21 protein-coding genes and 1 pseudogene are annotated in these 24,875 nt (G+C 39.2%); 1 reads left to right on the forward strand and 21 read right to left on the reverse strand.

Annotated elements, in window-relative coordinates:
- Positions 1-98 precede the first annotated feature (98 nt).
- On the reverse strand, positions 99-707 hold the full coding sequence (locus tag ACVW2L_RS14005; protein WP_457128591.1) for a D-sedoheptulose 7-phosphate isomerase: 609 nt from the start codon (positions 705-707) through the stop codon (positions 99-101).
- Between the two features lie 323 nt (positions 708-1,030).
- On the opposite strand from ACVW2L_RS14005, the gene ACVW2L_RS14010 reads away from it, so the two are divergent.
- Positions 1,031-2,272 carry a glycosyltransferase family 4 protein gene (locus ACVW2L_RS14010; RefSeq protein WP_457128592.1) on the forward strand — a complete coding sequence of 414 codons (1,242 nt, stop codon included), beginning with the start codon at positions 1,031-1,033 and terminating at the stop codon, positions 2,270-2,272.
- Positions 2,273-2,361: 89 nt separating this feature from the next.
- Here ACVW2L_RS14010 and ACVW2L_RS14015 read toward each other — a convergent pair whose 3' ends face one another.
- The 20 genes and pseudogenes from ACVW2L_RS14015 to ACVW2L_RS14110 form a co-directional block, all read right to left on the reverse strand.
- On the reverse strand, positions 2,362-3,603 hold the full coding sequence (locus ACVW2L_RS14015) for a WcaI family glycosyltransferase (protein ID WP_457128593.1): 1,242 nt from the start codon (positions 3,601-3,603) through the stop codon (positions 2,362-2,364).
- A 175-nt stretch (positions 3,604-3,778) separates the two neighbouring features.
- Positions 3,779-4,609, reverse strand: coding sequence for a glycosyltransferase family 2 protein (locus ACVW2L_RS14020; protein WP_457128594.1), 831 nt, complete (start codon positions 4,607-4,609; stop codon positions 3,779-3,781).
- A 317-nt stretch (positions 4,610-4,926) separates the two neighbouring features.
- Positions 4,927-6,141, reverse strand: a complete 1,215-nt coding sequence (locus ACVW2L_RS14025; protein WP_457128595.1) for a glycosyltransferase — start codon at positions 6,139-6,141, stop codon at positions 4,927-4,929.
- 65 nt (positions 6,142-6,206) lie between these two features.
- Entirely contained in the window at positions 6,207-7,550 is a 1,344-nt protein-coding gene (locus tag ACVW2L_RS14030; RefSeq protein WP_457128596.1) for a hypothetical protein, read from the reverse strand.
- A 41-nt stretch (positions 7,551-7,591) separates the two neighbouring features.
- Positions 7,592-8,833: a glycosyltransferase family 4 protein gene (locus tag ACVW2L_RS14035; protein WP_457128597.1), complete on the reverse strand. Its 1,242-nt coding sequence runs from the start codon at positions 8,831-8,833 to the stop codon at positions 7,592-7,594.
- Complete coding sequence (locus tag ACVW2L_RS14040; RefSeq protein WP_457128598.1) at positions 8,826-9,938, reverse strand: acyltransferase family protein; 1,113 nt, start codon at positions 9,936-9,938, stop codon at positions 8,826-8,828. Before ACVW2L_RS14040 ends, ACVW2L_RS14035 begins: the two co-directional genes overlap by 8 nt.
- 14 nt (positions 9,939-9,952) lie before the next feature.
- Positions 9,953-11,113, reverse strand: a complete 1,161-nt coding sequence (locus ACVW2L_RS14045) for a hypothetical protein (protein ID WP_457128599.1) — start codon at positions 11,111-11,113, stop codon at positions 9,953-9,955.
- Complete coding sequence (locus ACVW2L_RS14050) at positions 11,114-12,223, reverse strand: hypothetical protein (RefSeq protein WP_457128600.1); 1,110 nt, start codon at positions 12,221-12,223, stop codon at positions 11,114-11,116.
- Positions 12,224-12,295: 72 nt separating this feature from the next.
- Positions 12,296-12,781, reverse strand: a pseudogene (locus ACVW2L_RS14055) (acyltransferase); the annotation flags it as partial.
- 24 nt (positions 12,782-12,805) lie between these two features.
- The gene (locus ACVW2L_RS14060) at positions 12,806-13,915 is read right to left on the reverse strand and encodes a hypothetical protein (protein ID WP_457128601.1); all 1,110 of its coding nucleotides are present in this window, start codon (positions 13,913-13,915) and stop codon (positions 12,806-12,808) included.
- Positions 13,916-13,933: 18 nt separating this feature from the next.
- Positions 13,934-14,998: an NAD-dependent epimerase/dehydratase family protein gene (locus ACVW2L_RS14065; RefSeq protein ID WP_457128602.1), complete on the reverse strand. Its 1,065-nt coding sequence runs from the start codon at positions 14,996-14,998 to the stop codon at positions 13,934-13,936.
- A 30-nt stretch (positions 14,999-15,028) separates the two neighbouring features.
- Positions 15,029-16,249, reverse strand: coding sequence for a glycosyltransferase (locus tag ACVW2L_RS14070; protein WP_457128603.1), 1,221 nt, complete (start codon positions 16,247-16,249; stop codon positions 15,029-15,031).
- A gap of 233 nt (positions 16,250-16,482) precedes the next feature.
- Entirely contained in the window at positions 16,483-17,442 is a 960-nt protein-coding gene (locus ACVW2L_RS14075; protein ID WP_457128604.1) for a glycosyltransferase family 2 protein, read from the reverse strand.
- A gap of 112 nt (positions 17,443-17,554) precedes the next feature.
- On the reverse strand, positions 17,555-18,481 hold the full coding sequence (locus ACVW2L_RS14080) for a glycosyltransferase family 2 protein (RefSeq protein WP_457128605.1): 927 nt from the start codon (positions 18,479-18,481) through the stop codon (positions 17,555-17,557).
- Between the two features lie 47 nt (positions 18,482-18,528).
- Positions 18,529-19,704, reverse strand: coding sequence for a hypothetical protein (locus ACVW2L_RS14085; RefSeq protein WP_457128606.1), 1,176 nt, complete (start codon positions 19,702-19,704; stop codon positions 18,529-18,531).
- 4 nt (positions 19,705-19,708) lie between these two features.
- Positions 19,709-20,533, reverse strand: a complete 825-nt coding sequence (locus ACVW2L_RS14090) for a DUF5672 family protein (RefSeq protein WP_457128607.1) — start codon at positions 20,531-20,533, stop codon at positions 19,709-19,711.
- 2 nt (positions 20,534-20,535) lie between these two features.
- Complete coding sequence (locus tag ACVW2L_RS14095) at positions 20,536-21,480, reverse strand: glycosyltransferase family 2 protein (RefSeq protein ID WP_457128608.1); 945 nt, start codon at positions 21,478-21,480, stop codon at positions 20,536-20,538.
- Positions 21,473-22,546 carry a glycosyltransferase WbsX family protein gene (locus ACVW2L_RS14100; protein ID WP_457128609.1) on the reverse strand — a complete coding sequence of 358 codons (1,074 nt, stop codon included), beginning with the start codon at positions 22,544-22,546 and terminating at the stop codon, positions 21,473-21,475. The genes ACVW2L_RS14095 and ACVW2L_RS14100 overlap by 8 nt, the downstream gene beginning before the upstream one ends.
- On the reverse strand, positions 22,533-23,603 hold the full coding sequence (locus tag ACVW2L_RS14105) for a glycosyltransferase family 9 protein (protein WP_457128610.1): 1,071 nt from the start codon (positions 23,601-23,603) through the stop codon (positions 22,533-22,535). The genes ACVW2L_RS14100 and ACVW2L_RS14105 overlap by 14 nt, the downstream gene beginning before the upstream one ends.
- Positions 23,600-24,871 carry an ABC transporter ATP-binding protein gene (locus tag ACVW2L_RS14110; protein ID WP_457128611.1) on the reverse strand — a complete coding sequence of 424 codons (1,272 nt, stop codon included), beginning with the start codon at positions 24,869-24,871 and terminating at the stop codon, positions 23,600-23,602. The genes ACVW2L_RS14105 and ACVW2L_RS14110 overlap by 4 nt, the downstream gene beginning before the upstream one ends.
- Positions 24,872-24,875: the final 4 nt, after the last annotated feature.

Genomic DNA, 24,875 nt, shown 5'->3' on the forward strand with positions numbered 1-24,875 from the left:
TAAATACCTTTTTAAATCGCATAATTTTTTTCACCCATAGTATGCAAAACTACATGATTTTCATTTTCAATAGCCGGTATTTGTAGTCAATTATAAATCTATTTATCTCGCTTATTATCGGGATTGAAATTGCCAAAAATTTCTTCTTCAACAATACAACATATTATATGTCCAATTAAAATATGAGCTTCCTGTATTCGTGGTGTATCTTTAGATGGCACCTCAATACAAATATCACAATGTCGTTTCATTTTTCCTCCTCCAGTTCCTGTGAGACCTATTGTTGTTATGCCCATGTTCTTAGCTTTCTCCAACGCATTTAAAATGTTTGCTGAATTTCCGGATGTTGAAATTCCTATGAAAATATCACCTGGGACGCCATATGCCTGCACCTGACGGGCAAAAAGTTTATCATAGCCATAGTCGTTCCCAATTGCCGTTAAAATGGATGTATCGGTGCTAAAAGCGACAGATGGCAACCCCGGCCTGTCATAGTAAAAGCGAACTACAAATTCTGCCGCTATATGTTGTGCATCAGCAGCGCTACCGCCATTTCCGGCCAACATAGTCTTATAGCCGGCCCTGTAGGCGTTAGTTACCACGTTAGCCGCCTGGTCAATTATCTTGATTAAATCTGGATTACTAAGAATGCTTTGTTTTACCAGTATTGAAGATGCTATTTGATCCGTAATGATCTTATTTGACATAATATTTATAGGCTTCCTTGTATTACAAAAGTTGTACAATATAGAGATTTCTATCAAATCGGTATGCACATTCGTGCATGTCTTATTGATTAAACGAAACTAGTCCTTAACGTTCCGTGAAGTCCTTACTAATAATACTATGTAAACGCAGAATATTCTATGTACTTATTATGCAAGGAATCGGCCTGCTCTTTAAAACACAAAATGAATAATCATTTAAGTAATTTTTGTAATATTAGACGGATAAATTTTTAGTTAACTTGACCAGTAAAACCACCTTTAAAGGGTGTAAGATTTCCACACTTATAAATACACATCAAAATATGGGATTAAAGGTTCTATGGTTTTCCCTGTCACCAGGATTAAGCGCACCCCACATAAATAATAATTACATGGGTCTTGGCTGGCTAAAAGCACTTGAAAGCAACATACAAGAAAAAGTTGAACTATCAATTGCATTTTACCATGATGAAGAAATAGAGCCTTTTACTTTAAATGGCACAAAATATTTCCCGGTTAAACGATACAAAAAAGGTAAGGTATCTGAGATGTTAGAGCGAATAACTAATTCGTTAGAGGGCGACAGACATATCGCTACTTTTTTGAGAATTATTAATGTAGTTAAACCTGATGTGATACATGTTCATGGTACAGAAACAAACTATGGCCTCATTCAGAAACATACTAATATTCCGGTAGTAATATCAATACAAAGCATAATTACTGTTTATCATCACAAGTATTTTTCAACCATTAATCATTCTCACATTACAAAATATTCCGGGCTTAAAGAGTTTCTTTTATTTAGAAGCTTTAACAATGTTTACCGCCGTTTTAATAAGATGGTTCACCGCGAATTGGAGATTTACAATAATACTAAACATCTTATAGGTCGCACTGCGTGGGACAGACGAGTTGTATCGATATTAGCGCCAAAAGCATCTTATCATCATAACGACGAAATATTGCGTCAGGGCTTTTATCTACACGAGTGGGGTGCTCAATTAGGATCGAAATTGATAATATTTACTACCAACGGTCCTGATATTTACAAAGGTATAGAAACCTTATTACATTGCGCCTGGTTATTAGATTCAATTAACATTACTTTTGAATGGCGGGTGGCCGGCCTTAGCCAAACAGACCAAACTGTTGCCATTGCGGCAAGAGCTATAAAAAAACCAATTTCGGCTAATATTAAGTTTATGGGTACAGTTGCTGAACAGGACTTAGTGTCACAATTGCTTCAAGCTAATATTTATGTTGCCACATCGCATATTGAAAATAGCGCAAATAGTCTTTGCGAGGCACAAATTCTAGGAATACCGTGTATAGCTACTAACGCCGGGGGAACGGCCAGCCTATTGAAAGATAGCGAAGAAGGCATCATTGTCCAAGATGGAGATCCGTTTGTCATGGCTGGAGCAATTGTTGAGATGCTGAGAGATTACAAAAAGGCGGTTAAGTATGGTAGAAATGGGCGCAAAACGGCTCTTGAGAGGCATGACCCCAAAAAAATAATTATTGATTTATTAAACATTTATAATTCAATAATTACTAAATAAACGTTGCCAGGACTGCTTGAGAGCCTCGCTCTTAAACCCCTTCTAACGGTAGCCATTGTCCTCTTACAATATAAGAATTATTTAAAGTATTATAATAATTCGCTTACAAACCTTTTCATTACACTATCAATATTCAAATATTTTATAGCGTATTCACGGGCATTTAATCTTATCTCGTTATCGCAGTGCTTTTCAAGTTCAAGTATCTTTTTTGCCAGGAAATGGCTTTCTCCTGGAGAAACAATATAGCCTAGCTTATTTTCGTATATCATTTTATACAATGATGTTCCGGGAGATGATGTTACTATGCTTACACCGCCTACAGCAAGAATTGTAGAAAGTTTTGATGGCATTACCAAATCACCTGCTTTGGCCTTTTGCATAACCAGGTGCACATCTGCCATATTTAAAAAATCATTAAAGCTCTCTTTTTTTTGCAAAGGTAAAAACAATATATTAGTCAATCCTTTTGCTTTTGCGTTCTCCTCTAATTGCCTGTGATACGGACCCGATGAGCTGATAATAAATTTTATTTTTTTATGCTGTTTCAATTCTTCTGCTGCATCCAGAAGGTCTTCAAGCCCTTGCTTTACGCCAGTAGCACCTGAATACAAACATATGAGATCGTCATCCTGGAAATTCCATTTCTTCTTAAGGGCAGTCTTATCCGGTAAGGGGCAAAAAAAAACCGTGTCCACCCAATTCGGAAAGAAAATTACATTCTTACTTATTTTGGAGTTTATTTTACTGATCATTCCTGCAGAAATGCTACTTACATAATCTGCGTTTTCAAATATTTTGTGTTCAATTTTAAATAAACTTGATAAAACCTTTTTATGATAAAACATTTTAAGATCTCGAGCAGCTTCAATTTGCATATCTTGAACATGATACAACAATTTTCCACCATTAAAAGTACGTAATATTAATCCAAGGTAAGCTAAGTGAAACGGGGGGGCTATATTAATAATTAAGTCGAATTTCTTTCGTAGAGCAATAAACGCGAAAACGACAAAAAACTTAGAGATCCATATAGAAAAGTCTTGTATAGCTCTTTGCTTACCGGTTGGATTTTTTGGAATATATGATGGACATCTGTAAATATTAACTACGGAATCATTTTTTGAGTTATATATAGTTTCCTTTTTATACCATGAATTTTTATATGGCTCTTGTATCTTCCATTGCGGATAGTAGGGAAACGTGGTTATTACCGTACAATCGTGTCCATTTTCTGACAGCCAATTAATCATCTCGCCATTATATTTACCAATCCCGATAGGTTCTGGTGAAAAATTATGGCTTATAAGTAGAATGCGTTTTTTATCCATTAAAAGTACTGTGTTTTCACATGCTACCTTTCGACTAAATAATATAACATCTAAATTAATATTATTAATCAAAAAACATATTGGATTGTTGAATTATGTTTCTTTTAATTTAAATAACTTAAAAATATTGCAAAGTGGGCTCCGGCGACTTATTATACAATCTCATTTTCTATTATTAATTTTTTTTATCCACCAATATCAGCTCTCTTGTTTTCAAAACGATAAAATATTCATAGATGGATTGGAGTGAAGCATAGGTTATTCCGGTTACGCCGTCCATAAAAGCCCTCCGCCAGATAACTATATAGAACCACTTTATAAGTGGTCTGAACGGCATTTTATAAAAAATTCCTTTTTGATGATACCTTCTTTCCGAAAAATCGCTTGCAAAAAAAGCTTTTCTCAAAGAAAAATACGTGGTTGCCTTTATATCTGATAGCCTCATCTCAGCCTCCAAATCTGCATAGGCCAAATGTCTGTTTATCCAGTATTTAATACCCTTGCTAAATGGATAATGGTCTAAAAAACCATCAATTCGGGCCACGTTCCCGTCGGGAATTGATACCGGATTAACCAATCTTTCATATCGCATTTTCTCCGGGCGAAACAACCTTAAATAATATGGTGAAATTTGTGAATATTTTAACCATCTTCCATTCCATGCAAAATCCCTTCGTTGAATTTCATAAGCTACTACGTTATCAGCCACTTTATGTTCAAATTGCTTCAGTATAGAAAATAAACTCTCTGATACGCGTTCGTCTGCATCAATATATAAAACCCATTGGTATTTAAAGGGAATGTTTCTCAACCCCCAATTTTGATGACTTGACCAGTTGTCAAACTTTCTTTGCGTGACTGTGGCTCCAAATTCTGCGGCTATTCTAACTGTTTTGTCATCGCTAAATGAATCGAAAACATGAATATCATTGCACCATGACACAGATTTTAAGCAGCCGGTTATATCTTGTTCTTCATTCTTTGTTAGTATCAGTACTGATATCATTACGACTTTTAATAATCATTTATCTTTGATTTGATCCGCCTAATTCAGTTACCTAAGCAAGGCATGTATTGAGGCATAATAACTTACCATAAAGCCGCTCCTAAATAATCGAAGCCCGTAGCGATTCCCGATGTTTAAGTGAGCCTGTAGTTATCAAAAATAGTCAACATGCCCTGTAAAGGTAATCCTCGTTGCTTTATTTCGTCAGTATATATCTCACCAAATACTTTACGTATTCAAATATATTCTAATTATTTTAAAAAGCCTAAGTATGCGTGTTCTGTATCTAAAGGCATTGTTAAGTTAGTTTCAGCTTACTAATAAACTCCTCGCTCGTGACATATTATTTGGTAAAAGTTATACGCGGCATCCTTTACCTGGAAATTTTTTAAAAAAACTTGAAATGCACGTTTACCCATTTCTGCTTTGTCGTGATTTGACATAGTTACCCATTTTAACAAATTATTATAAACACTTTCTTTGGTATCTTCTCCAATAAACCCACCATCCCCTGCACTAATTTCCTTCCAAATATTTACCTGGTCTGAAATAAGTACAGGCTTTCCGCAAGCCAAAGCTTCAACAACGGCAATACCGAAGTTTTCCTGATGGCTTGGCAAAACAAATACATCTGAGCCATAAAATGCACCCCATTTGGCGTCGCCCGTCAACATCCCTGTGTAGAATACATTATTTTTAGCTACTGGCATTGAAGAAAGCTTCTTTTTTATTTTTGATCCGTAATCTGTTTCCATTCCCGGTCCGGCCAAAACCAGTGCAGGAAAATCTTTGTGCTGGTTTTGTACTAAAATTTCTAAATAGCTTGTGACCAACATGTCAACACCTTTTTTGGGATGTATTCTTCCAAAAAAAAGCAAATAATTTCTTCCATACAGTTCAGGACAAATTTTATGAAATGCTGCCTTCATTTCAGTTGAGTACTGCGGTGGCGAGGGAATTCCATAACCAATATTATACTCCTTTTTTGGGTGATAATCTGCAAAAGACGTGCGTGCAAGCAAAAGCTCCAATTCTGAAGTGAATAATAATCCATCAGAATCATTTATTACATTTTTCTCAATTAGACGCCAATAAATACGATTACGAATGGCCTTTATAGTCCTATCAGGAGCTGATTGAAAATATGGATCGAGCATTCCATGCGGCATTACAAAAACCCTGGGCACATTTCCACCTTTTTTTTTTGCCGCTTTTTGAATGTTTTTAAGCGTTTTCCATCCCGCATAACTAAAAAACAACCACAAACCGTTGATAACAACAACATCAAAAGATTGCATATGCGTTGTTAACCATGGAAATAATTTGTTTGAATATTGCCATAGCCCCTTGGGTGGGCCTAAAGCATGTATCGGAAAATCATCTGACCCTAAAAAATCTGAGTTTGGATCATCCATACAAACAACTTCGCGATAAACGCCCAAATCTTTTATCAATGGATTATTATTGCGTATACCTTGGCACGGTCCTCCGCTTACCGGATTCATACTTCCTATAATGTGTAAAAGTCTCATGCCTCTTAGTTAATATTGGTTTTAAAGGTTGGCTTTGCCTTTCTTATATTGTCGTGTTTTCATTATCAATTTTCAAGTTTAGCCTCGCCGGTTTTAAAGGCCGCGATATTTAAACCGGCATAAAGCACTGCGAAGCCAAGTGCAGTGGGCTGCGCCCATTGCCCCTGTGATATAAGCTGAAAATCCACGCTTAACAACAGCCACGGAAGAACATTATTCACTTTTAGTCCCTTATATGCTTCAATAAGTATTCTAACGCATATAGCAATCCGCATAAAAAGTACAAACGTACCTAAAATAGATCCCATCTCTCCAACCAACCGCCCCCATTCACCTTCTGAAACTAAAAATTTATCTGATCGGCCTACAAGTATTCTGGCCCCTGCGTTAGTCCCCATGCCTACCCCCATACCAAAAAAGGGAAAATCATCGCCCAGATAGGGCTCGTCAACGTTCGCAATAGTTCTACTAGTTAGCGTTTTAACTACACCACCTTCAGCTTCATTGGCATCTGTAAATCTTATTACAAGCGTGTCAACTGCAGTTCCGAATAACCCGGTTTGGTTTAAAGCAAAAAACAAGAATACTAACCCAGCGACCCCACCAATTATATTGGTAAAATATTTTGGATTGTTAAAAGTGGTTACTAACGTAAACAATAATGTAAGCGCTATCTGAATTGTTAATGTACGACTTATCGATAATGGTATTGCCGCAACTATTGCAATAGTTGCACCAATGAGAATCCATCTTTCAATTTTTTGAGGGTTAAACCAAAAATACACGACAAACGCGGCTATTACTGTGTAAAACTCGGTTAAACCAGTGGTAAACGAAAAAGTGCCTGATGGGCGAAAAAAACCGTTCGCACCACTAAAGCCGGAGCTGCCCTCGCCGCCAATGCCCTTGTTTACGAATGACGACTGTGGAGTGTAAAATTGAAGAGCAACGATAATTACCATGGGAATAGCCATCCACATAAACGTCCTACCCATTTTTACTACGTCGTTATGATTAAGGGTATTCCCTATTAAAAATATGAGGGGAAAATGAAGTAATAGTATGCGTTCGCCGTATATAGCCACAAAGAGATTTCCATGCCCGATAAGCATTGTTGTAAAAAATGCTAGTATACCCGCGAAAAAGATACCGGTTATATAAAAATTGGATGGAAATTTATCGTATTTCCATGCGGTGTACAGAAGCCACACAGCAACGGGGTCTCTTACAATAAGTAATGGTGTTGCCAGCGCAGGTACAAACCATTTTCGGAGCGCACCTTCCAGAACAATAAGTAAAAAATAAACCCAAATTCCCCTTTTTAACAGCATTTCACCCTGTTCTGCTCTAAAATTGGGCAAATTTTTGTCCGTATTTGTTTGCAGCTGCGCTAATATTCCTTCCGCCATGCTCGTTAAGTGGTCTGTTGCTGTTTTTTCTTCAATTATACTTAATTTATATCAATAATTGAACTAACGAGTTGCCCCGCGTACAATTGCCAGGGTCGTTTACCCGCTGTTTCGATAGCTGCTTTACCATTCTCTTCAATTAACTGTGGCTTGTACAGCAAACTTTCAGTTGCTTCAATTAATTTGTCAGTATTTCCTGCTTCAATTAACCATCCATTATGCCCATGCTCAATAATGTCAGGCCCGGCAGTGCGCTCTGTAGTAATTACGGGTGTACCCTGCGCCATTGCCTCGGTAATCACCATACCAAACCCTTCAAAAAGGGAAGGAAATAGTAGCACATCATGTTGATGCATCAATTTTAATATTTGATCATGAGGTAAACCAGGTATCCAGGTATGTTTTGCAAGTGCTTCATTCAAGGCAGCACAGTTATTTCCTGTTTTATGCCCAACTATTGTTAACTCTACGCGGTTACCGAAAAATTTAGCAGTTTTAAATACGTCAGCGATGCCCTTTCGTTGAGAGAGCCCCCCTACAAAAAGTAATTTCAACGGCCTCCTTCGCGATATTTTATCATACTCACGAGTATTAACCGGCGGAAACCCATAAGGGATTACTTCTACGGGTGCAAGAGTGCCCTTATAAAAATCCAGTGTACTTGCTGTGAAACGACTGGCTACGAAAATTTTATCAGCCATTTTCAGTTCCTCATCTTTTCTTAATAATTTTGCTGCAGAGTCACGCATTCCTGGCAACGTGGTCGCCCAGTCAGGCCAGCGCTCTGCTTCTGCAGAAAGCATTTGCTGCGCAGCTCTCCAATAGCCTATGGGTAAATCATAAAAGCAATTTAAGCCAAGGCTTTTTGCAACGCCAAAAGTGGCTACAGCGCCATCCTCGTACGCATACACACCAGTGACTTCGTTTTTCGTTTTAAGTTGCGCTAATACGCCCGCAACTTTATTATCAAGCTCCCTGTAGACCGAATCAACACTTGCCCATCCAGTTTCATGTTGCACTATACTTTTAAAACCAATTTTTGGCAGCAAATTACGTAACGCTTCTTTTAAAGGCTGGGTTGCTATAATATCTCTCGAGACCGGATAAGATCTACGTAGCAATTCTTGCTTAAGCTTTGTGGGCAACAAATCAAGCCATGCATTTGTGGGGTTGGTTGCTATAGTTGTATAAAACCGCGTTAATAGATCGCGTTCTTGCAATTCCACAAGTAGTGCTCTGACAAACTGATTGCCCGTTGGGTGTGACAAAACTATTTTATTCATGATTTGGCAGCTGGTTTTCAGATTGACTCGCGGTTAAGATATTACGACCATTTGTAAGCAGCCACTTAAACAAGCGCGACCATAACGGCCGTTGCTTTTCTAAAAAGTATCCGATAATAGAAGCAGTTATCAGCACAAAAATAATAGCAACACAAAGTTGCCCAAAATTGCCATAGTCTATGCCAATAGTTGCACGCCACAAAACAATTAACGGGAAATGCAAAACGTACAAAGGGAAGGTAAGATCAGCTATCTTCCTGCATACGTTTGCGCGTTTACTAACGGGTTGGGTACTATTGCCGTTTGGCAACGCCCACAAGGCTGTAGCTACAAATATGCCAATAACCCAATCTGTAAAAAACTGATTGGCGTAATACAGCGGTTTTAAATGAATTACATATGGTAACGGCGGCAAAAAAGCAGCTACAATTCCTCCGATTAAAAACGCCAAGGCAACAATGCACCAAGCCATTCGTCTGCTCACATTTGGCGTGGGTAATCTGTACGCTAAATAACCCATTACCCAAATCGGCATCATCAGTATTATCTTAGGGCCTACAATAATTATCGCCAGCGTTAATATCATTATTGATGTTTTACCAGGTTTTCTAAAGAACCACAAGCCAAATATGGTATAATACCAAAATTCAAAACTCAAAGACCACAGTGAGCCGTTTAATGGCGGTGCTGCAGAATAGAGCCACAGTTCGTTTAGGTAAAAGCTAGATAAGATGTAACGCAGAGCGGAGGACCCTCTGGAATATTGTAATAAAACCTCGGGGTTCACTGTTGTTACAATAACGTGAACACAGGCTGTTATTACAATTGCGGGTACAACTACAGAGCACAGCCTGCTTAAGCGGGCCTGTGCATACTGCATTGCACCGCGGTTTTTACTTACGGTGGTGTGCCCGATTACGTAGCCCGAAAGAACAAAAAATACAATAACTGCTACATGAGATGGTTCACCCGGCCACTCGCTACGATAAGCCTTTGTTAAAAACCATTTGTTAAAAGCGTGTACTACAAGAACTACAAGTGCCGCACTAATTCGCAATACATCTAAAAAAATACTTGACGATCCTGATATTTTGCGTGATGGCATACCCGTCTCCATACTTAAATTTTCATTGTTTGCGTGCGAGGCACAAGATAACTATTTATAACCTCCAAGTTGCGCTCGCCAAAATACCGGTCGCGTGCACTTAATACTTTTTGCTCAGTTACACTTAGCACAGACAATTTTTGAAGAATTTTCATACCTTCCGCATCGCTATCAGATTTCCATACCAAGCCCAATCCGGTAGTATTTATATATTCTGCAAGTGTGCTATCAGGAGCGCAATGTGCTAATATAGGACGACCTGCCTGCAAGTAACTTGAAAGCTTGGTTGGCAAGCTGGTTTGAGCAAAAACTTCAAGCCGCTTTTCTAAAGGGTACATTGCATATAATATATCGCAGGCTACCAACTGTCGAATAACTTCTTCTTCTGACGCAGTGGGATAGAAACATACATAAGCTCTTAAAGATTTGGGCAGAGCATCGCTGTTGATATGGCAACCCCACAATTTTACAAGTGGCGTTATGCCTTTAGGTTCATAGAAATTCTTTAACAACTTTATTAACTTAATTAAGCTGTTCTTTTTATATAAACGCCCTATATGACCTATATTTACTCGTGTTCCGCTTTCAAAAGTTTTAAACTTTATAAACTGTGAAGAAAGAAATCTGTGGCAAACTTCACCCTTTATACCGCTTATATTTTTATAGTAATTTTGCATGCCATAACTTACAACATCAAACGAACATACAGCTTGCAGCACCTTCACTGTCAATTGATTTGCCAGTGTTTTAAACAGACGGTATCTAAAAGATTGGGCAGCCAAGGCGCCACCCCAGTCATCGTGCACTGTTAAATGTACCGGGCGCTGCTGTTGCCTTAAAGCCAATTCCAAAGCAACTCTAATCCCCTCGTTATGTGATACTATCCAGTAAACATCGCAGGGAATAGTAAGTAGCTTATCTACCAGTCTATTGACTCCTGCATCATCCATCCTACTGAGCATTTTAAATGTAGAAGTTAAATCATTCAGAATATTACCTCCCATTATACCCGGTCCTAAATATCCCCCCTCATACCCCTCTTCGGCTTTTTTGTATGTGTAATACCACGTTACCGATACCGTGGGCAAATTACCAATAAGACTGCGTAAAATTGCGCCCCCGCCCCCCCTTATGGGCGAATGAGCCGTAAACAAGCATACATTAGGTTTAGCCATTTACACAACAGCGTTTAATGCGTCAATCATATTTCTTGCTGTAATAAGCGGATCAGTAATAGTATAGCCCAGATTGGTTCGCCCTGCTAATAATTCGTCAAACTTACCTGGTTTATAGATTAATACCCCGGAAGGAATTTCAGGATCATTTATTCCAATAGGACGCCATGGCTTTGCTATATTTATTACCGGCAATTTATGCGCATGCATAGCAGCGAACGAGCCGCTTTTATCTAACACTGCTGCAGCTGTTGATGAAATGCCCAGTGTAGCATTTTGAAGGAGATCTGACACTAAATCAGCCGGCTGTTCTCCCATCACCTTAACTTTTAGCCCTGCATTTTCACATATATTTATCCAGTTTTGCTGTTCATTGCCACAAATCCCAATAAAATATAGTGTGATGGGCAACTTGTTTTTAAGCGTGTACTCACCGGCGTCGGCTGCAAATTCCGTTATGTATGAATTATTATGGATTGTGCCAAAAACAACCAGCCTTATCTCATTGCTATGGTCATTGATTTTTTCGGGTTTATGCACCGGAATATTAGAATACAGCGGCAGATGATTGACCTTGTAACCCATTTTTGTTAAAATCTGGTGATAAAGACGCGTTTGCGTGTGTATTACCCTTGGTTTGAGTTGGGCTATCATTGACGCTATTAATCTTTTTTGAACTAAGCCCCATAATTTGAACTTAGTAGACTGTTCAATGGCCATACCTACCCAGAGCTCATGAAACATGATGTGCCATCGCCTGCGACCACTAACGATAAGCATGCTTTTGCTTAAGTTAAACGGCAAGCCTTTGTCGTGGAAGCCAAAAATAACATATTGAAAGCTTAACCAATCTGGATCGAAGTCGTCAATCCATAATTTGATTTCCGTTAAACTGGATGTTAATTCATAATGCGGAATTCTTAGTACAGGTACCTTGTCATCGCCCATTCTCTCGCTATCAGTGGTTATTACTTTTACAAAAGCATCATTTAATGATAGTAAAGCACAATGGTGTCCGTCGCCTTTAAAAGCTTCAGCTAAGCGTCGAGCATAGTCTCCCACGCCATCACGCCCAGGTTCAAGTGAGCTACAAATAAACAAGATTCTCATTTAATAATGTGCTAATCCCTATCGTTATTGTAAAAAACGGCTATATTTAATTTTATAATCAAGATTTCCCGGGCGTGTCCTAATTACTTTTGCGGGTACTCCAGCAACTACTACATAAGGTTCAACGCTGCGTGTAACAACCGCCCCGGCCGCCACAACTGCTCCTTTACCAATAGTAACTCCTGGCATTATAATAGCCCGAGATCCGATAAAAACATAATCCTCGATGTGCACTGCCTTATCGCGCGCAGCAAAGCTGGCCGAATCCGGATCATGGTCAGCAGAAAGAATCATAACTTCTTGGGAAACGGAGACATTTTCCCCTATATTTATTCCCGACTTATTATCCAACCTGCACTTTGTATTAATTACCGAGTTGTTCTTCATACTAAAGTTAACTGTACAATCAAACGTGCAATCCATAAAGATATAAGATTCCTTACCTACTTTAAATTTCATTATCTTACGGTAAAAAAATAAGCGCAAAGTTCGGCTGGGTAATCTTGTCACCCACCGGTTGCATATAAATATTCGAAGTTCAGATATTATGCGCCTCATTTAATAGTCCGTTTCATTGCTAAATTATACCACTTGCCAAAATTTATTTTGCATAGCTGACATATCAAATTTATTTTGAGCCAGGGTTTTAGCCTGAACAGAAAAATCTTGCCTGTTATTAATAGCAGCCGAAATAGATGCTACTAAATCATCTACATTTAAAGCAGTACAACACGAGGCCGCACCTGCATTGTGCAAAAGATTATATGCGGCACTATCTGCAGGGCCATGGTAAACTATACTACCAGGCGCACCTAAATATCCCACCATTTTAGTTGACAAGCTATATAAGTAAAAATCCGGCAGCGTAAATTTTATTGGAAGATAAAGAATAATTGCACTATTTAGTTCGGCTTTTAATTCGTTGTCATCTAACGTGATACCTCTGTACTCTGTTTGAAAAAGCCTGTTGTTTAAAAATGGCAATTTTTGTGTGGCCCGTAAAATTAGTTTGAAGGATAAACCACCAGCACTCAATTTATCAAGTGCATCTGCCAACACTTCAAATAAGGGTAAATAGGCAATATGAAGTAGCCCTGCAAAATAAATCTCAAAAGGCTCCGGCGAATCGCCCTCGCCCGGATAAGTTATTTCATTGGTATAGACACCGTCGGTAATTAGATCGTAAGGTTTGTTACCGAATGCCTGCTGATATGTTTTGCCAAGTTCATCAGAAATAACTAACCGCCTATGCGCCCGATTCCACAACTCGGCCGAACTGCTAAATGTGCACTTTGTAGTGTTAAAATGGTCGTGAAACGAAACCCAAAGTTGCTTCTGTGCAAATTCATCTGTACATAAAGCGTTTGCAAATGGGCCATGGTGCACAACATGTATAACATCGCAAGGTATTTGTGCAGCTATCCGGCGAATACGCCGATTAGTTAATTTGACTAATTTTTTTTCCCGCAAAAATATTATCCAGGTACGCAAATACCATCGCATCCATTTTCGTGTAATGGGCCAGGCATGTACAATATGTTCATTTATAACGCCTTCATTCGGTGTATTATTAATGCCTTCAATCACCAGAGAAGTAATCTGTCCTTCACGTCCCTGATACAAACGACGCAAAATACGACTGCCTCCGCCATTTGCGTATAAAGAAAACGGATGGAAAGAAAGGATTTTCATTTGTTTTACTTTAAGTGCTTATAATCTGCCTAATTGCGCCGCTACAATTTGCCTGATTGTTTCCTCTAGCGAAATTGTGATGTCCCAGTTAGGGTAATGGTGTCGCATTTTGCCTAAGTTAGAAATATAGCAAATATGGTCGCCAATCCGATTTTCATCCACGTAAGCATAAACTTGCTGTTTTCCGGAGAACTTCTCAGCAATTTTAAAGGCTTCCCAAATTGAACACGAATTATCTCGGCCTCCTCCAATATTGTATACTTCGGCCACTCGGGGCGCATTTATAAACGCTTCTATAAATAAAGCTACGTCGTGCGAATGGATGTTGTCGCGTACCTGCTTACCCTTATAGCCGAACACATTATATGGCCTTCCTTCGATATTGCATTTTACCAGGTAACTTAAAAAGCCGTGAAGTTCAACTCCGGAGTGATTAGGTCCTGTTAAACAACCGCCACGTAAACAGCAAGTTGGTATATTAAAATAACGCCCATATTCTTGTACCATAACGTCTGCAGCAACTTTAGAAGCTCCGAATAAAGAGTGTTTGCTTTGATCAATAGAAAAATCTTCTGCTATTCCATCTGCATATAACGGATCGGCATAATCCCATCGCGTTTCCTTTTCTACAAGATTGATCGTGTTGGGTTTATCGCCGTAAACTTTGTTGGTTGACATATGTACAAAAGGCGACTCCGGGCAAGCTTGCCTTGCTGCTTCCAGTAAATTTAATGTACCAACCGCGTTGGTGTCAAAATCATCAAACGGAATTGCTGCAGCCCTGTCATGCGAAGGTTGCGCAGCCGTGTGCACTGTAGCATCTGGCTTTAATTGTTTAAGTAACTCTAACACACCTGCACGGTCTCTGATGTCGAGTTCGTGGTGTATGAAACTTTCTCCTAATTTCTCTTTTAGTCTGTTCTGATTCCAGCGCGTATCGCCTTGCGGACCAAAGAACACAGCACGTTGATTATTATCCAATCCATGAATTTGCCAGCCAAGCTCGGCAAAATGAATACAAACCTCAGAGCCAATCAAGCCCGAAGAACCGGTCACCAATAATTTCTTTTTTTTACTTATCATAATGCCTTTTATTCATAAATTTTTTAGCAGTTAAGTTATCGAAAATACTTCTTCCATTACTTCTTTATAGGCTAATGCCTGCTTTTCTAATGAATATTTTTCTTTTGCGTCTTTAGAGATCTTTTCATTATTCAAAACAATGGTTTTATTACTCATGCCTACTATATACTTCTTAATATCCGTTACATTTTCCCGATCCACTAAAAATCCATTTTCTCCATGACGAACGGCATCTACAATGCCGCCGGTTTTATACCCTATAACAGGCGTACCACAGCATAACGCCTCAAGCATGGTATTGGGTAAATTGTCCTGTCGTGATGGGATAATAAAAACATCTGCAGCGTTATAAGCCATTGCTATAACACTACTATCGGTTATGTAGCCTAAGTTTAAAATATTAGCGTAAGATTGGTCAGTTTTACCTATGGCTGCAAATTGAATATTATCTCTGTGGTTTAATTCATCGCTTAATCTTAAAATTATATCAAATCCTTTGCGATGCTCGCTGAGTGATGTCCCCACAAAAAGAACAATAAACCTATCAGCAGGCAATCCCAATTTTATCCTGCATTGCGCTTTATCAAGCTTTTTATAAACATTTGTATCTATCCCGTTAGGAATATGAAAATGTCTATAACCTTTAAATAAGGTGCTTTTTTCAGACATGTTTTTTAACCATACTGATGGCGATATAACAGCCACTTTAGCAGGGTTTATGTGCTTCAAACTAGCTATCTTAAGTTTAAGATTCTCTTTTGCGGCATACTCCCTGATTCCTGCTGCCAATTGGGGGCAATCCGCGCAATCCGTTTCATATTTTTGACAGCCGAACGTGTAGTGACATCCGCCCGTAAACAGATTTGTATCGTGCAGTGTCCACACAAGGGGCTTGTTTAACCGCTTAAAAAACGTAGGATAATCTATCAGGTAACTTAACCAATGCAGACTAAGCACATCAGCATTTTTTACCAAAGGCTGTCGCTGGATATTTTGATATCCGGTACGTGCAAACGAAAAATGATCAAAACCAGACGGGGCATTTTTCAGGTATGCTGCATTTTTTTTAATGTATTTGCGCACCAACCAACAATTGCGCAATTTCGCAAACCGCCCTTTTTTTTGTGTTATTACTTTTTGCTCGCCGACAAACTCCGCGCTAACACCAATTTGCGCCAAACCCATCTGCAGGCTTTTTGCCGCATTGGCGGCCCCGCCCTGGTCTGATGAATTAATAAGGGTAACGTTCATTTAATATGGTGGCGTTGCTACAGTATTTGTAATTAATTCGGTATTCAGCTTCACAATGGTATTTGCCGGTATATTTTTAAAGATTAAAAAGTTGGCGCCTATTACATTGTCGCATTTTTATACATTAGTGTTAGCCGGCAAACGCAGGTGCGATGTTTCATCTCGCTTTTGTTGTAAAACTATTTTCCAGTATGGCGGAAACTTTACAACGGCCTTTTTGACCGCCTATACTGTTAATTAATTGCTACCCTCCGCTTAACTTTTACATACAGGCGGTTTAAAACCGCAAAATATTTGATGGTATTTTTGTTAGCGATGTTGAGTAATTGCCTGTAGTACTTTACATACCGGGGTATTAAACTTTGCATATCACTTAACATGGCGTGTGCTTCGGCCTTATTACCGGCTTTAATTAAGGCTATAATCAGCGTATTTACCAAGGGCAGTATAGCCGCGTTTTTTTTTGTGGCACTCACCATACCAGGACGATAATTTTTAGCATATACGTTCGCCTCGGCCAGGCGCATTTTTATAAAATTTGACGACATATTGCTGCCATGCTGGCGATAGTAAACAAGCTGATCGGCCATGCCGTAAAATATAGCACCGTTTAAAGCCATACGGAGCCAGTAGTCCCAGTCCTCGCAACCATAAAATTCCGGGCGCACTTCTTGTAAACCGACAGCTTCCGTCATTGTTTTTTTTACGATAACCGACATCACCAGTATATGGTTAACTTCAAATTCCTTTTGATACATTTCGTCCGGTCCGTACTCACCTGTAATGGTTTGATAATGAAACAAATCGGCACGGTTGTCGTAATTAAAGGTCCAACCACTGGTAAATATCATATCAACGTGCGGAAGCTTCTCGCTTAGCTGTAATTGCTTTTCAAGCTTAATCGGTTCCCATAGGTCGTCAGAATCTAAAAAAGCTATCCATGTGCCGTTTGCCTGTTTTAAGCCGGTATTTCTTGCTGCGCCCAGGCGTTGGTTAGTTTGGCTAATTACACAAATCCGGCTATCCTCATTAGCGTAACGTTGGGCAATGGAGGCCGTAGCATCTGTAGATCCATCATTTATAATCAACAGTTCCCACACTTTGTAAGTTTGGCTAATAACACTTTCAATAGCAGCTGCAATATAAATCTCGGCGTTATAGGCCGGCATAATTATAGAAACTAATTCATCCATTTATATTGTAGTATGGCCACCAACGGTGATTCACCACCGCTATATATTATCCAATAAATATAATGTATTGGATAGGCCTATTCAAAAATAACGTTATAGTGAACACTTACTGCTATAGTTTCAGTCTGTTTTTCAATTTTATTTTAATCAAGTTCCAAAATCCCACCCTGGTAAGATATTTCTTATAAGATATTGCTCCGTCAATAAAAAACGCATCTTCAATTGCTAAACGGGTATCCGCCTTGTATTGTTCTTTAAATACCATATATCGTATAAAGCGGGGTAATAAATAACTTTTATATTCAGTTTCAGTAATTAGCTGCTGCTGTTTGATCAGCTTAAGCACTCTTATTTCTTCTATATGGTTATTGCCCGATGCCAGCATTTTGCCACTTACATCGGCACCGTGTTTCCTGAAATAGTTAAGCACTTTACCCGATATAAATATATCGCCCTGTAAGGCTATTTCTATCCAAAAAAGCCAGTCGCCACAGTATTTAAAGGTTTGATAACGCGGAGAAAGGTTATAGTAACATTCGCGTTTAAACAAGGCCATACTGGCGTTAATAATCAGGTTATAATTGCCCAGGCATTGCGAAACATATTTATTGCCAGCCATATACTCAACCAATTGATTTGTTGCTGAAACTTTATAAATATCGTTATCTCCATTTACAATGGACGATTGCACGTAGCCCAGCACCGCGTTAGGTTTGGCCTCCAGGCCCTCAACCACCGTTTGCAACAGCGTTGGTTCGCACCAGTCGTCACTTTCAGCTATCCAAATATACTTCCCTTTAGCCAACTCTATACCTTTTTGCCATTGGATAAAGGTACTGCCGCTATTCCTTTCATTAAGAATAACATGACTAACTTGGGGATGACCTTTGTAGGCGGCTATTACATCCCGGCTATTGTCTGTAGAACAATCATCAAGTATTATCACTTCAAACTCGCGGTAAGTTTGCGCCAACACTGTATCAATACGTTGCTTTAGATAGCGGGCATGATTATAGTTGGGGATTATGACGGAAACCATTTATTGTAACAGACAAATATCAGTAGTATGCTTAACCTAATTAATGCCTAAGATAAAAATTTATTTACAGCTATTTGCCACTGCATACGCATAGGTTTTGTGCCGGTTGCATTTGCTGCCACGTTTGCTGCATTCGCAAGCGTAATAGCAACTGTTTGTTTATGCTGTAGTAACGTGAATCCTTTTTTTATTTCTGATTTATCAACGGAATCAACTACAATAGCTGCCTCATGACCTTTAAGATATTTTATCATAGCCGAATATGCCGGCCCTACAGCTAAAATAGGCACTCGCGACGCCAGGTACTCGCTCATTTTTGTTGCTATATTAAATTCAGACATATGGCGCTTTTCTTCTGAAAAACTCATTGGTAACAATATAGCATCGTATCGCTGCATTGTTGGTAAAACCATTTCAGGGCTGAGGCGCCCCTTCAACTGTACACCTGGATGATTCAATTCCTGCGGTAATTTTTCAATGATAGAATAAATGTCCAATTGTCCGCCTGCATCACTCACTGCATTTGCCACCGCTGCAAGTGCATCTTTTTGCCAAAGGTCAACTGCGCCAAAATAGCCTATTTTTATCAACCCAGTTGTATTTACATTGTAGGTTGTAGTTTTTATGGCATCCGCAGGGCCAAATAACACGGTTGAGTTAACGCCAAATCTTTCTAAATAGAATTGTTGCATTTGGGGGCTAATTACAAAAACATGTTCCGCTTCTCGCAAGTGTTTTCCAAAAACAGTTTCGATGTTATTGGGATACTCCCACCGACCATTTATATATTGCACTAAATGATCGTCCATTACCCAACTAATGTACTTTACCGGGCGCCGTTTCTTCAAAGCTTCTATTGTGTAAAGAGAATTTGCGCCTTGCGGGCAAACCAACACTTTTACCAATTTCTCTTTTCCAAATTTATCGGCGAGCGCCCGGGCGGCATTTATGGCGGCGCTTTTAATTACCCACATTTTCTTTCGCATTGTACGCGCCCGTGTGCGGCCAATTAAACGACGAGCGCCATCACTATCCCACCATGTAGACAAAGTCAATTCGCGGCCTTCTAAAGCGGGTATAATAGGATGCATATCTGCATACCTACCCAGGTGCACAAATAATGGAATGGCGAACAGTTCATCGCCTAAAATACGCTGTATAGTAAGACCACCACCGTGTTGATTGGATACAGACATTTCAGAAAGATAAAAATCAAACGCCATGTTTTTAAATTAGGCTATCCATATTTATATAATCCTTCCAAAATTCAGGATGTTTAAGCCATGCATGGCATCCCAGTGGCAGTTTACCACCATTTAAAATCAATGATTGCGGTAAATTGTATTCAAAGCTAAACGCCAAAGCTGCCATTGAGTTGGCAATTTTAAAATCGGGGAATAATTTGGGCACAACTTCAGTCCAAACAACATCTTCATTTAAATGAAATTTATCAAAACTAAAAGCAAACTTACCTGTGATAAAAACGTCATACTTATTGTTTGTAAGGCTATTTAAAAACAATCTTAATCTGCGCACCGGGGCTAAAAAAAACCTATACAACAGCCAATGTGCACGATATTTATGCATGGAGCTTAACACGTTTACGCACGATTGAATATTTCTGACAGAAAACCCCGAATTGCAGCCTTGCACAGGTTCAGCATCGGGTTTTGCCCGCCAGTAACCTTCAAAAAATGGCGCGCCTATAAAATCAAATTCAAAGGCGTGGGCAGCCTTTAAATCGTCGCTAAAAATATAGGCATCAAGCTCATAAGTAAGCATGTGGCTATAATTATTAAAAAGATTATAAAAACCTAAATTCAGTTTCATCCTGTTGTACGCTTGAATTGATGCCAACCACTGTGGGTTTACTGGTTTAAGCAACAAACTTGTATGTATGCATGTGTAAGCGCTTATATCTAATCCTTCCGGAAAAATCAGGTAACAATCATAAGATATCAAGTGCCTTATACAAGCTTGCAATGATAGAATCTCAGCGTTTGTTGGTCGTGGCTTATATACCGGAATAATTACGCAAACACTTTCTGCCATCGTTAATAATTACCAAGTAAAATATTAAGTCGGCGTTTTATCCGGGCTTTAATCAGCACTCGCCTACTATTATTTACCAGAAAGCCTTTTAAGTTAAGCTCGTTTGCACTGAAAAATTCACGCTCAATTACATTATTCATTTCAGTGGTAAAGCCATTGCGTGCTGCTAAGAAAAATAAATATTTAGTAAGGATGTGCTTTTTAAATTCTTCGGTAGTTATTTGCGATGCATTTATCAGGCCTGTTAATATATCAATTTCTTCCAGGTAATTAGCTCCGGTTCTATACATTTTACCGCTCACATCCTTATCATGTTTGCGGAAGTAATTGAGAACTTTACCACATATAAAAACCTGCCCCTGCGCGGCTAACTCAATGTAAAATTGCCAATCGCCGCACATTTTAAATTTAGTAAAACGCTCTGAAACTTTATAATAACAATCCTTTTTGAATAAAAGCATACTGGCGTTCCATATAGCGCATTGGGCAGCGAGGTGTTTTTGTATATACTCCCTTCCGTCCATGTAATCGGCTAACTTTGGATAGAAGGATGTTTGAGTGATATCGTTATTGTGAACAGTATGGGTTTGCACATAAGCCATTACACACTCTTCTTTGTTAGTAAAGGCCTCCATTAACGTTGCAAGCAACGATGGCTCGCACCAATCATCACTTTCAGCTATCCAAATGTATTTACCGCTTGCAACTTCTATACCTTTTTGCCATTGATTGAAAGGGCCACCGCTATTTATCTTATTGTAAGTAATTAACTGCACCTTAGTGTTGCTTCTATATTCTTCAATTACTATACGGCTGTCATCCGTTGAACAATCATCCAATATGATCACCTCAAAGTCTTGAAAACTTTGCGCAAGAATACTATCTATACGCTGCCTGAGGTAAAGAGCATGGTTGTAATTTGGGATGATTACAGATACTTCAGGCATCTCTTAAGAATTTTGCGCTTTGCTCTAGATATTGTAGCCCCCAATGCGAATCTGGTTCCAGATGATTGCCTTCGGCCCATTCGTTCCATGCATTTATAAATAAAAAAGTATCTTTTTGTTTGTATTTTGCAACGATATGCTCAAGCCAGCGGCCATACTCGCGGGGCGTTGAACCAGTGATGATCAACGCATCTTTTTTTCGCCGGGCAGAGTTATCCCAGCCCGGCGTTATCCCCGGATAAACATTTTCAAGCATCTCAGCGTTCTCTTTAATTATGGCATCTACATACGCGGAGTAATCAAATATACGGTTGTTGTGATATACTGAGCGGCCAAACCCTAATCTTTTCTTTATACGCTGTTTAAGAGGCATGAGCACGTCAACCGGCATATTAAACAGATGAGGTTGGAAGTCGATGACGCAATCAAATAGAACAGCGTCCTCTTTTTTATAATCATAAGTTTGCATACAACCAATGTGCAGTTCCATACCTTGTTTAGCCGCATATTCTCTCCATGTTTGGAGCGTTTGTGCAATATTGGGTAGGAGTGCTGGTCTATAAATAATAATGAAAGGCTTACCGTTTACACGAATATACCGTTCGTCACTAAAAAAATGGGCAGTCAGGAAACGTATGTGGTCAAGGTCATCCTGTCTGCCATAGTGTTGTTCAATTAGTATTTCTTTGTCATGTCCGTCCCAGCGGCGCGTCCAATTTTCATTAGCCCAACAAACCATAAACGGAAAGTCGGGTTTGCCTGAACGTAAAATGCCATCGATCGGTTCATTGAGCAGGCGTTTTCCGTTGAACCAATAATGGTAGTAACAAAATCCGTGTATGCCATATTGCTTGGCTAAATTGGCCTGAGCTATACGGGACTCCTCCAATCGAAGGTCGTAGAAGCCAAGGTCAGCTGGTAAATGCGGTTGGTAATGTCCTTTAAACTGAGGCCTTGCTTTCACCACATTTGTCCACTCTGTAAAGCCTCTTCCCCACCATTCGTTATTTTCAGGTATGGGGTGAAATTGCGGAAGATTTATTGCTATTGCCTTAATAGTGTTCATTCAAAGTGTTGTTAACTTTATTGCCTGGGCTTATACGCATAGATACACGCTCGGCCACTACCGCCGGATCTAACTCTTTTAAGTTACCATTATGATATAAAATCATTTCGTTCTGATATTGCTCAAAATATCCGGAATATGGCATGTATCTTTCAAAATCACGATAGTGTCCAATTAAAATCAAACTATTAATGTGGTATGAATTCGCAAAATGTGCAAAACCACTATCAATACCGATAAAAAAAAATGCATTTTTAATTATCGCAGCGTTTTGAACGAGAGACAACTTGTCGCAGTAATTCTGATACCTTTTATTTTGACTATTAATTACTTTTTGCATGCCGATCTCTACTATATAAATATCTGCGTAGCTATCTAATATCTTTTCAGCCAGCGTATCCCATTTTCTTGCGTCCCAGTTTCGTGTATCCTCGTTAGATGCCGCATGCACTACAATGTAGCGCCCCGGAGGCTGAGGAACGTTCAATGAGGCAGTATCAATATGCAGTCTGGGTGTTATGTCTGGCACCTTCAAACCAGCGCACCTGGTAAACGCTTGCAGTAAGTTGCCGAAAAAATAATAATTATAAATGTCAATATTATCAGGATTTTCGTTGCGGAGGGTTAGGCCATATTTTGAGCAAGGCTTCCTATCTAAATGCAAATCGAAACATTGAACATTGCTTCCTAACTTTTTTTTCAAGTATATCCATTCGCCAATTCCAGTAACAGTCAATACGTCGTCAAGATTCTTGTTAGCAATTATCAACTCCTGATAACGCTTGTTTACTACCCAAATGACAAATGCTTTGGGATAGTTGATACGAACATAATAGCTTACTGGTTCGCAGGCTACAATGTCACCAATATGTTCGGTTAGTGCAATCACAATTATTTCTCGACGCTGCATAGCGCCAATCCAAAAGCGGATGCTAGCCAAACGGATTATATTTTTCAAGTATGATGCGGCCAGCTCAATTTTTTTATACTGTATAAAAAATGAAGCCCTTTGGTACAATACTTTAAAAAGGCTCACCAATTTTCTAAATGCGCTCACTTAACTATTTTATATTTTGGGAGTATTACTCCAATATCGGTGCCTTCGTAACTTGCTAACTTGGTGCCACCATCCGTTACAGTAAATTTACAAATACTTTTCAGCACATGAAAAGCCTGCTGGTGCGGAATATGTATAACTACAACCCATGTGTATGTACCGGGTGCAAGCATTTCGCTCGGAAATTCAAAGTTAAGCTTTACCTCCCTTTCCTGTCTATCTACCAAGTGGTCAAACAAGCGTTCATGTATGGTAAACACCCGAAAATCGCGCTGGCTAAACAAATTGATCGCTATTTCGATAGACGGATGGTAGTTGATAAAACATAAACTTACACTTAAACAAAACTTTTCGGTTGTAGAAAACGCTTCTCGTATGGTTGCTTTATCATCAAGTAGTTCTACCGCTTTTATGAAATATAGCATATCCGTAGCGTCGCCAATAAAATAATACGGTCCAACAGATTGGTTTTCTTCATTATCAAATAGGTATTCTTGCGTTACTTCCTGAGGCAGACCGCTCAATTCTATACTACCATTTTTTAATAATATACCCTTGTTACATAACTGAATAACGCTACCCATGTTATGGCTAACAAATAATACTGTTCTTCCCTGACCCTTACTTATTTCGCCCATTTTGCCAAGACACTTTTTCTGGAATTCAGCATCTCCCACAGCTAAAACCTCATCAACAATTAAAATTTCCGACTCAAGATGAGCTGCAACAGCAAACGCCAGCCTAACATACATTCCTGATGAGTAGCGCTTTACAGGGGTATCGATATACCGCTCCACTCCTGCAAAAGCTACAATACTGTCAAACTGTTTTCTTATCTCGGCTTTGCGCATGCCTAGTATTGCACCGTTTAAAAAAATATTCTCGCGGCCGGTAAGTTCGGGGTGGAATCCGGTACCAACTTCAAGCAGGCTTGCAATACGTCCTTTAACATTTATCTCGCCGGTTGTTGGTACGGTTACACGGCTAAGCAACTTTAGTAAAGTACTTTTACCAGCCCCATTACGCCCTATAATCCCAACAGCATCTCCCCTCCCAATTTCAAAATTGATATCTTTTAGGCTCCACACAATATCGCTAGCGCCCTGTATCGTCCTATCATTGCTCTCGCCTATTTTTAAGAACGGATCCTCTTTCCCCCGCATCATTGCCCACCACCGTTCAATGTCGCGACTTAGTGTACCGGTACCAAAATCGCCCAGTTGGTAAGCTTTCGATATGTTGTTTGCTTGTATTACTATATCACTCATTACC

It is taken from the genome of Mucilaginibacter sp. HD30, from assembly GCF_054061755.1.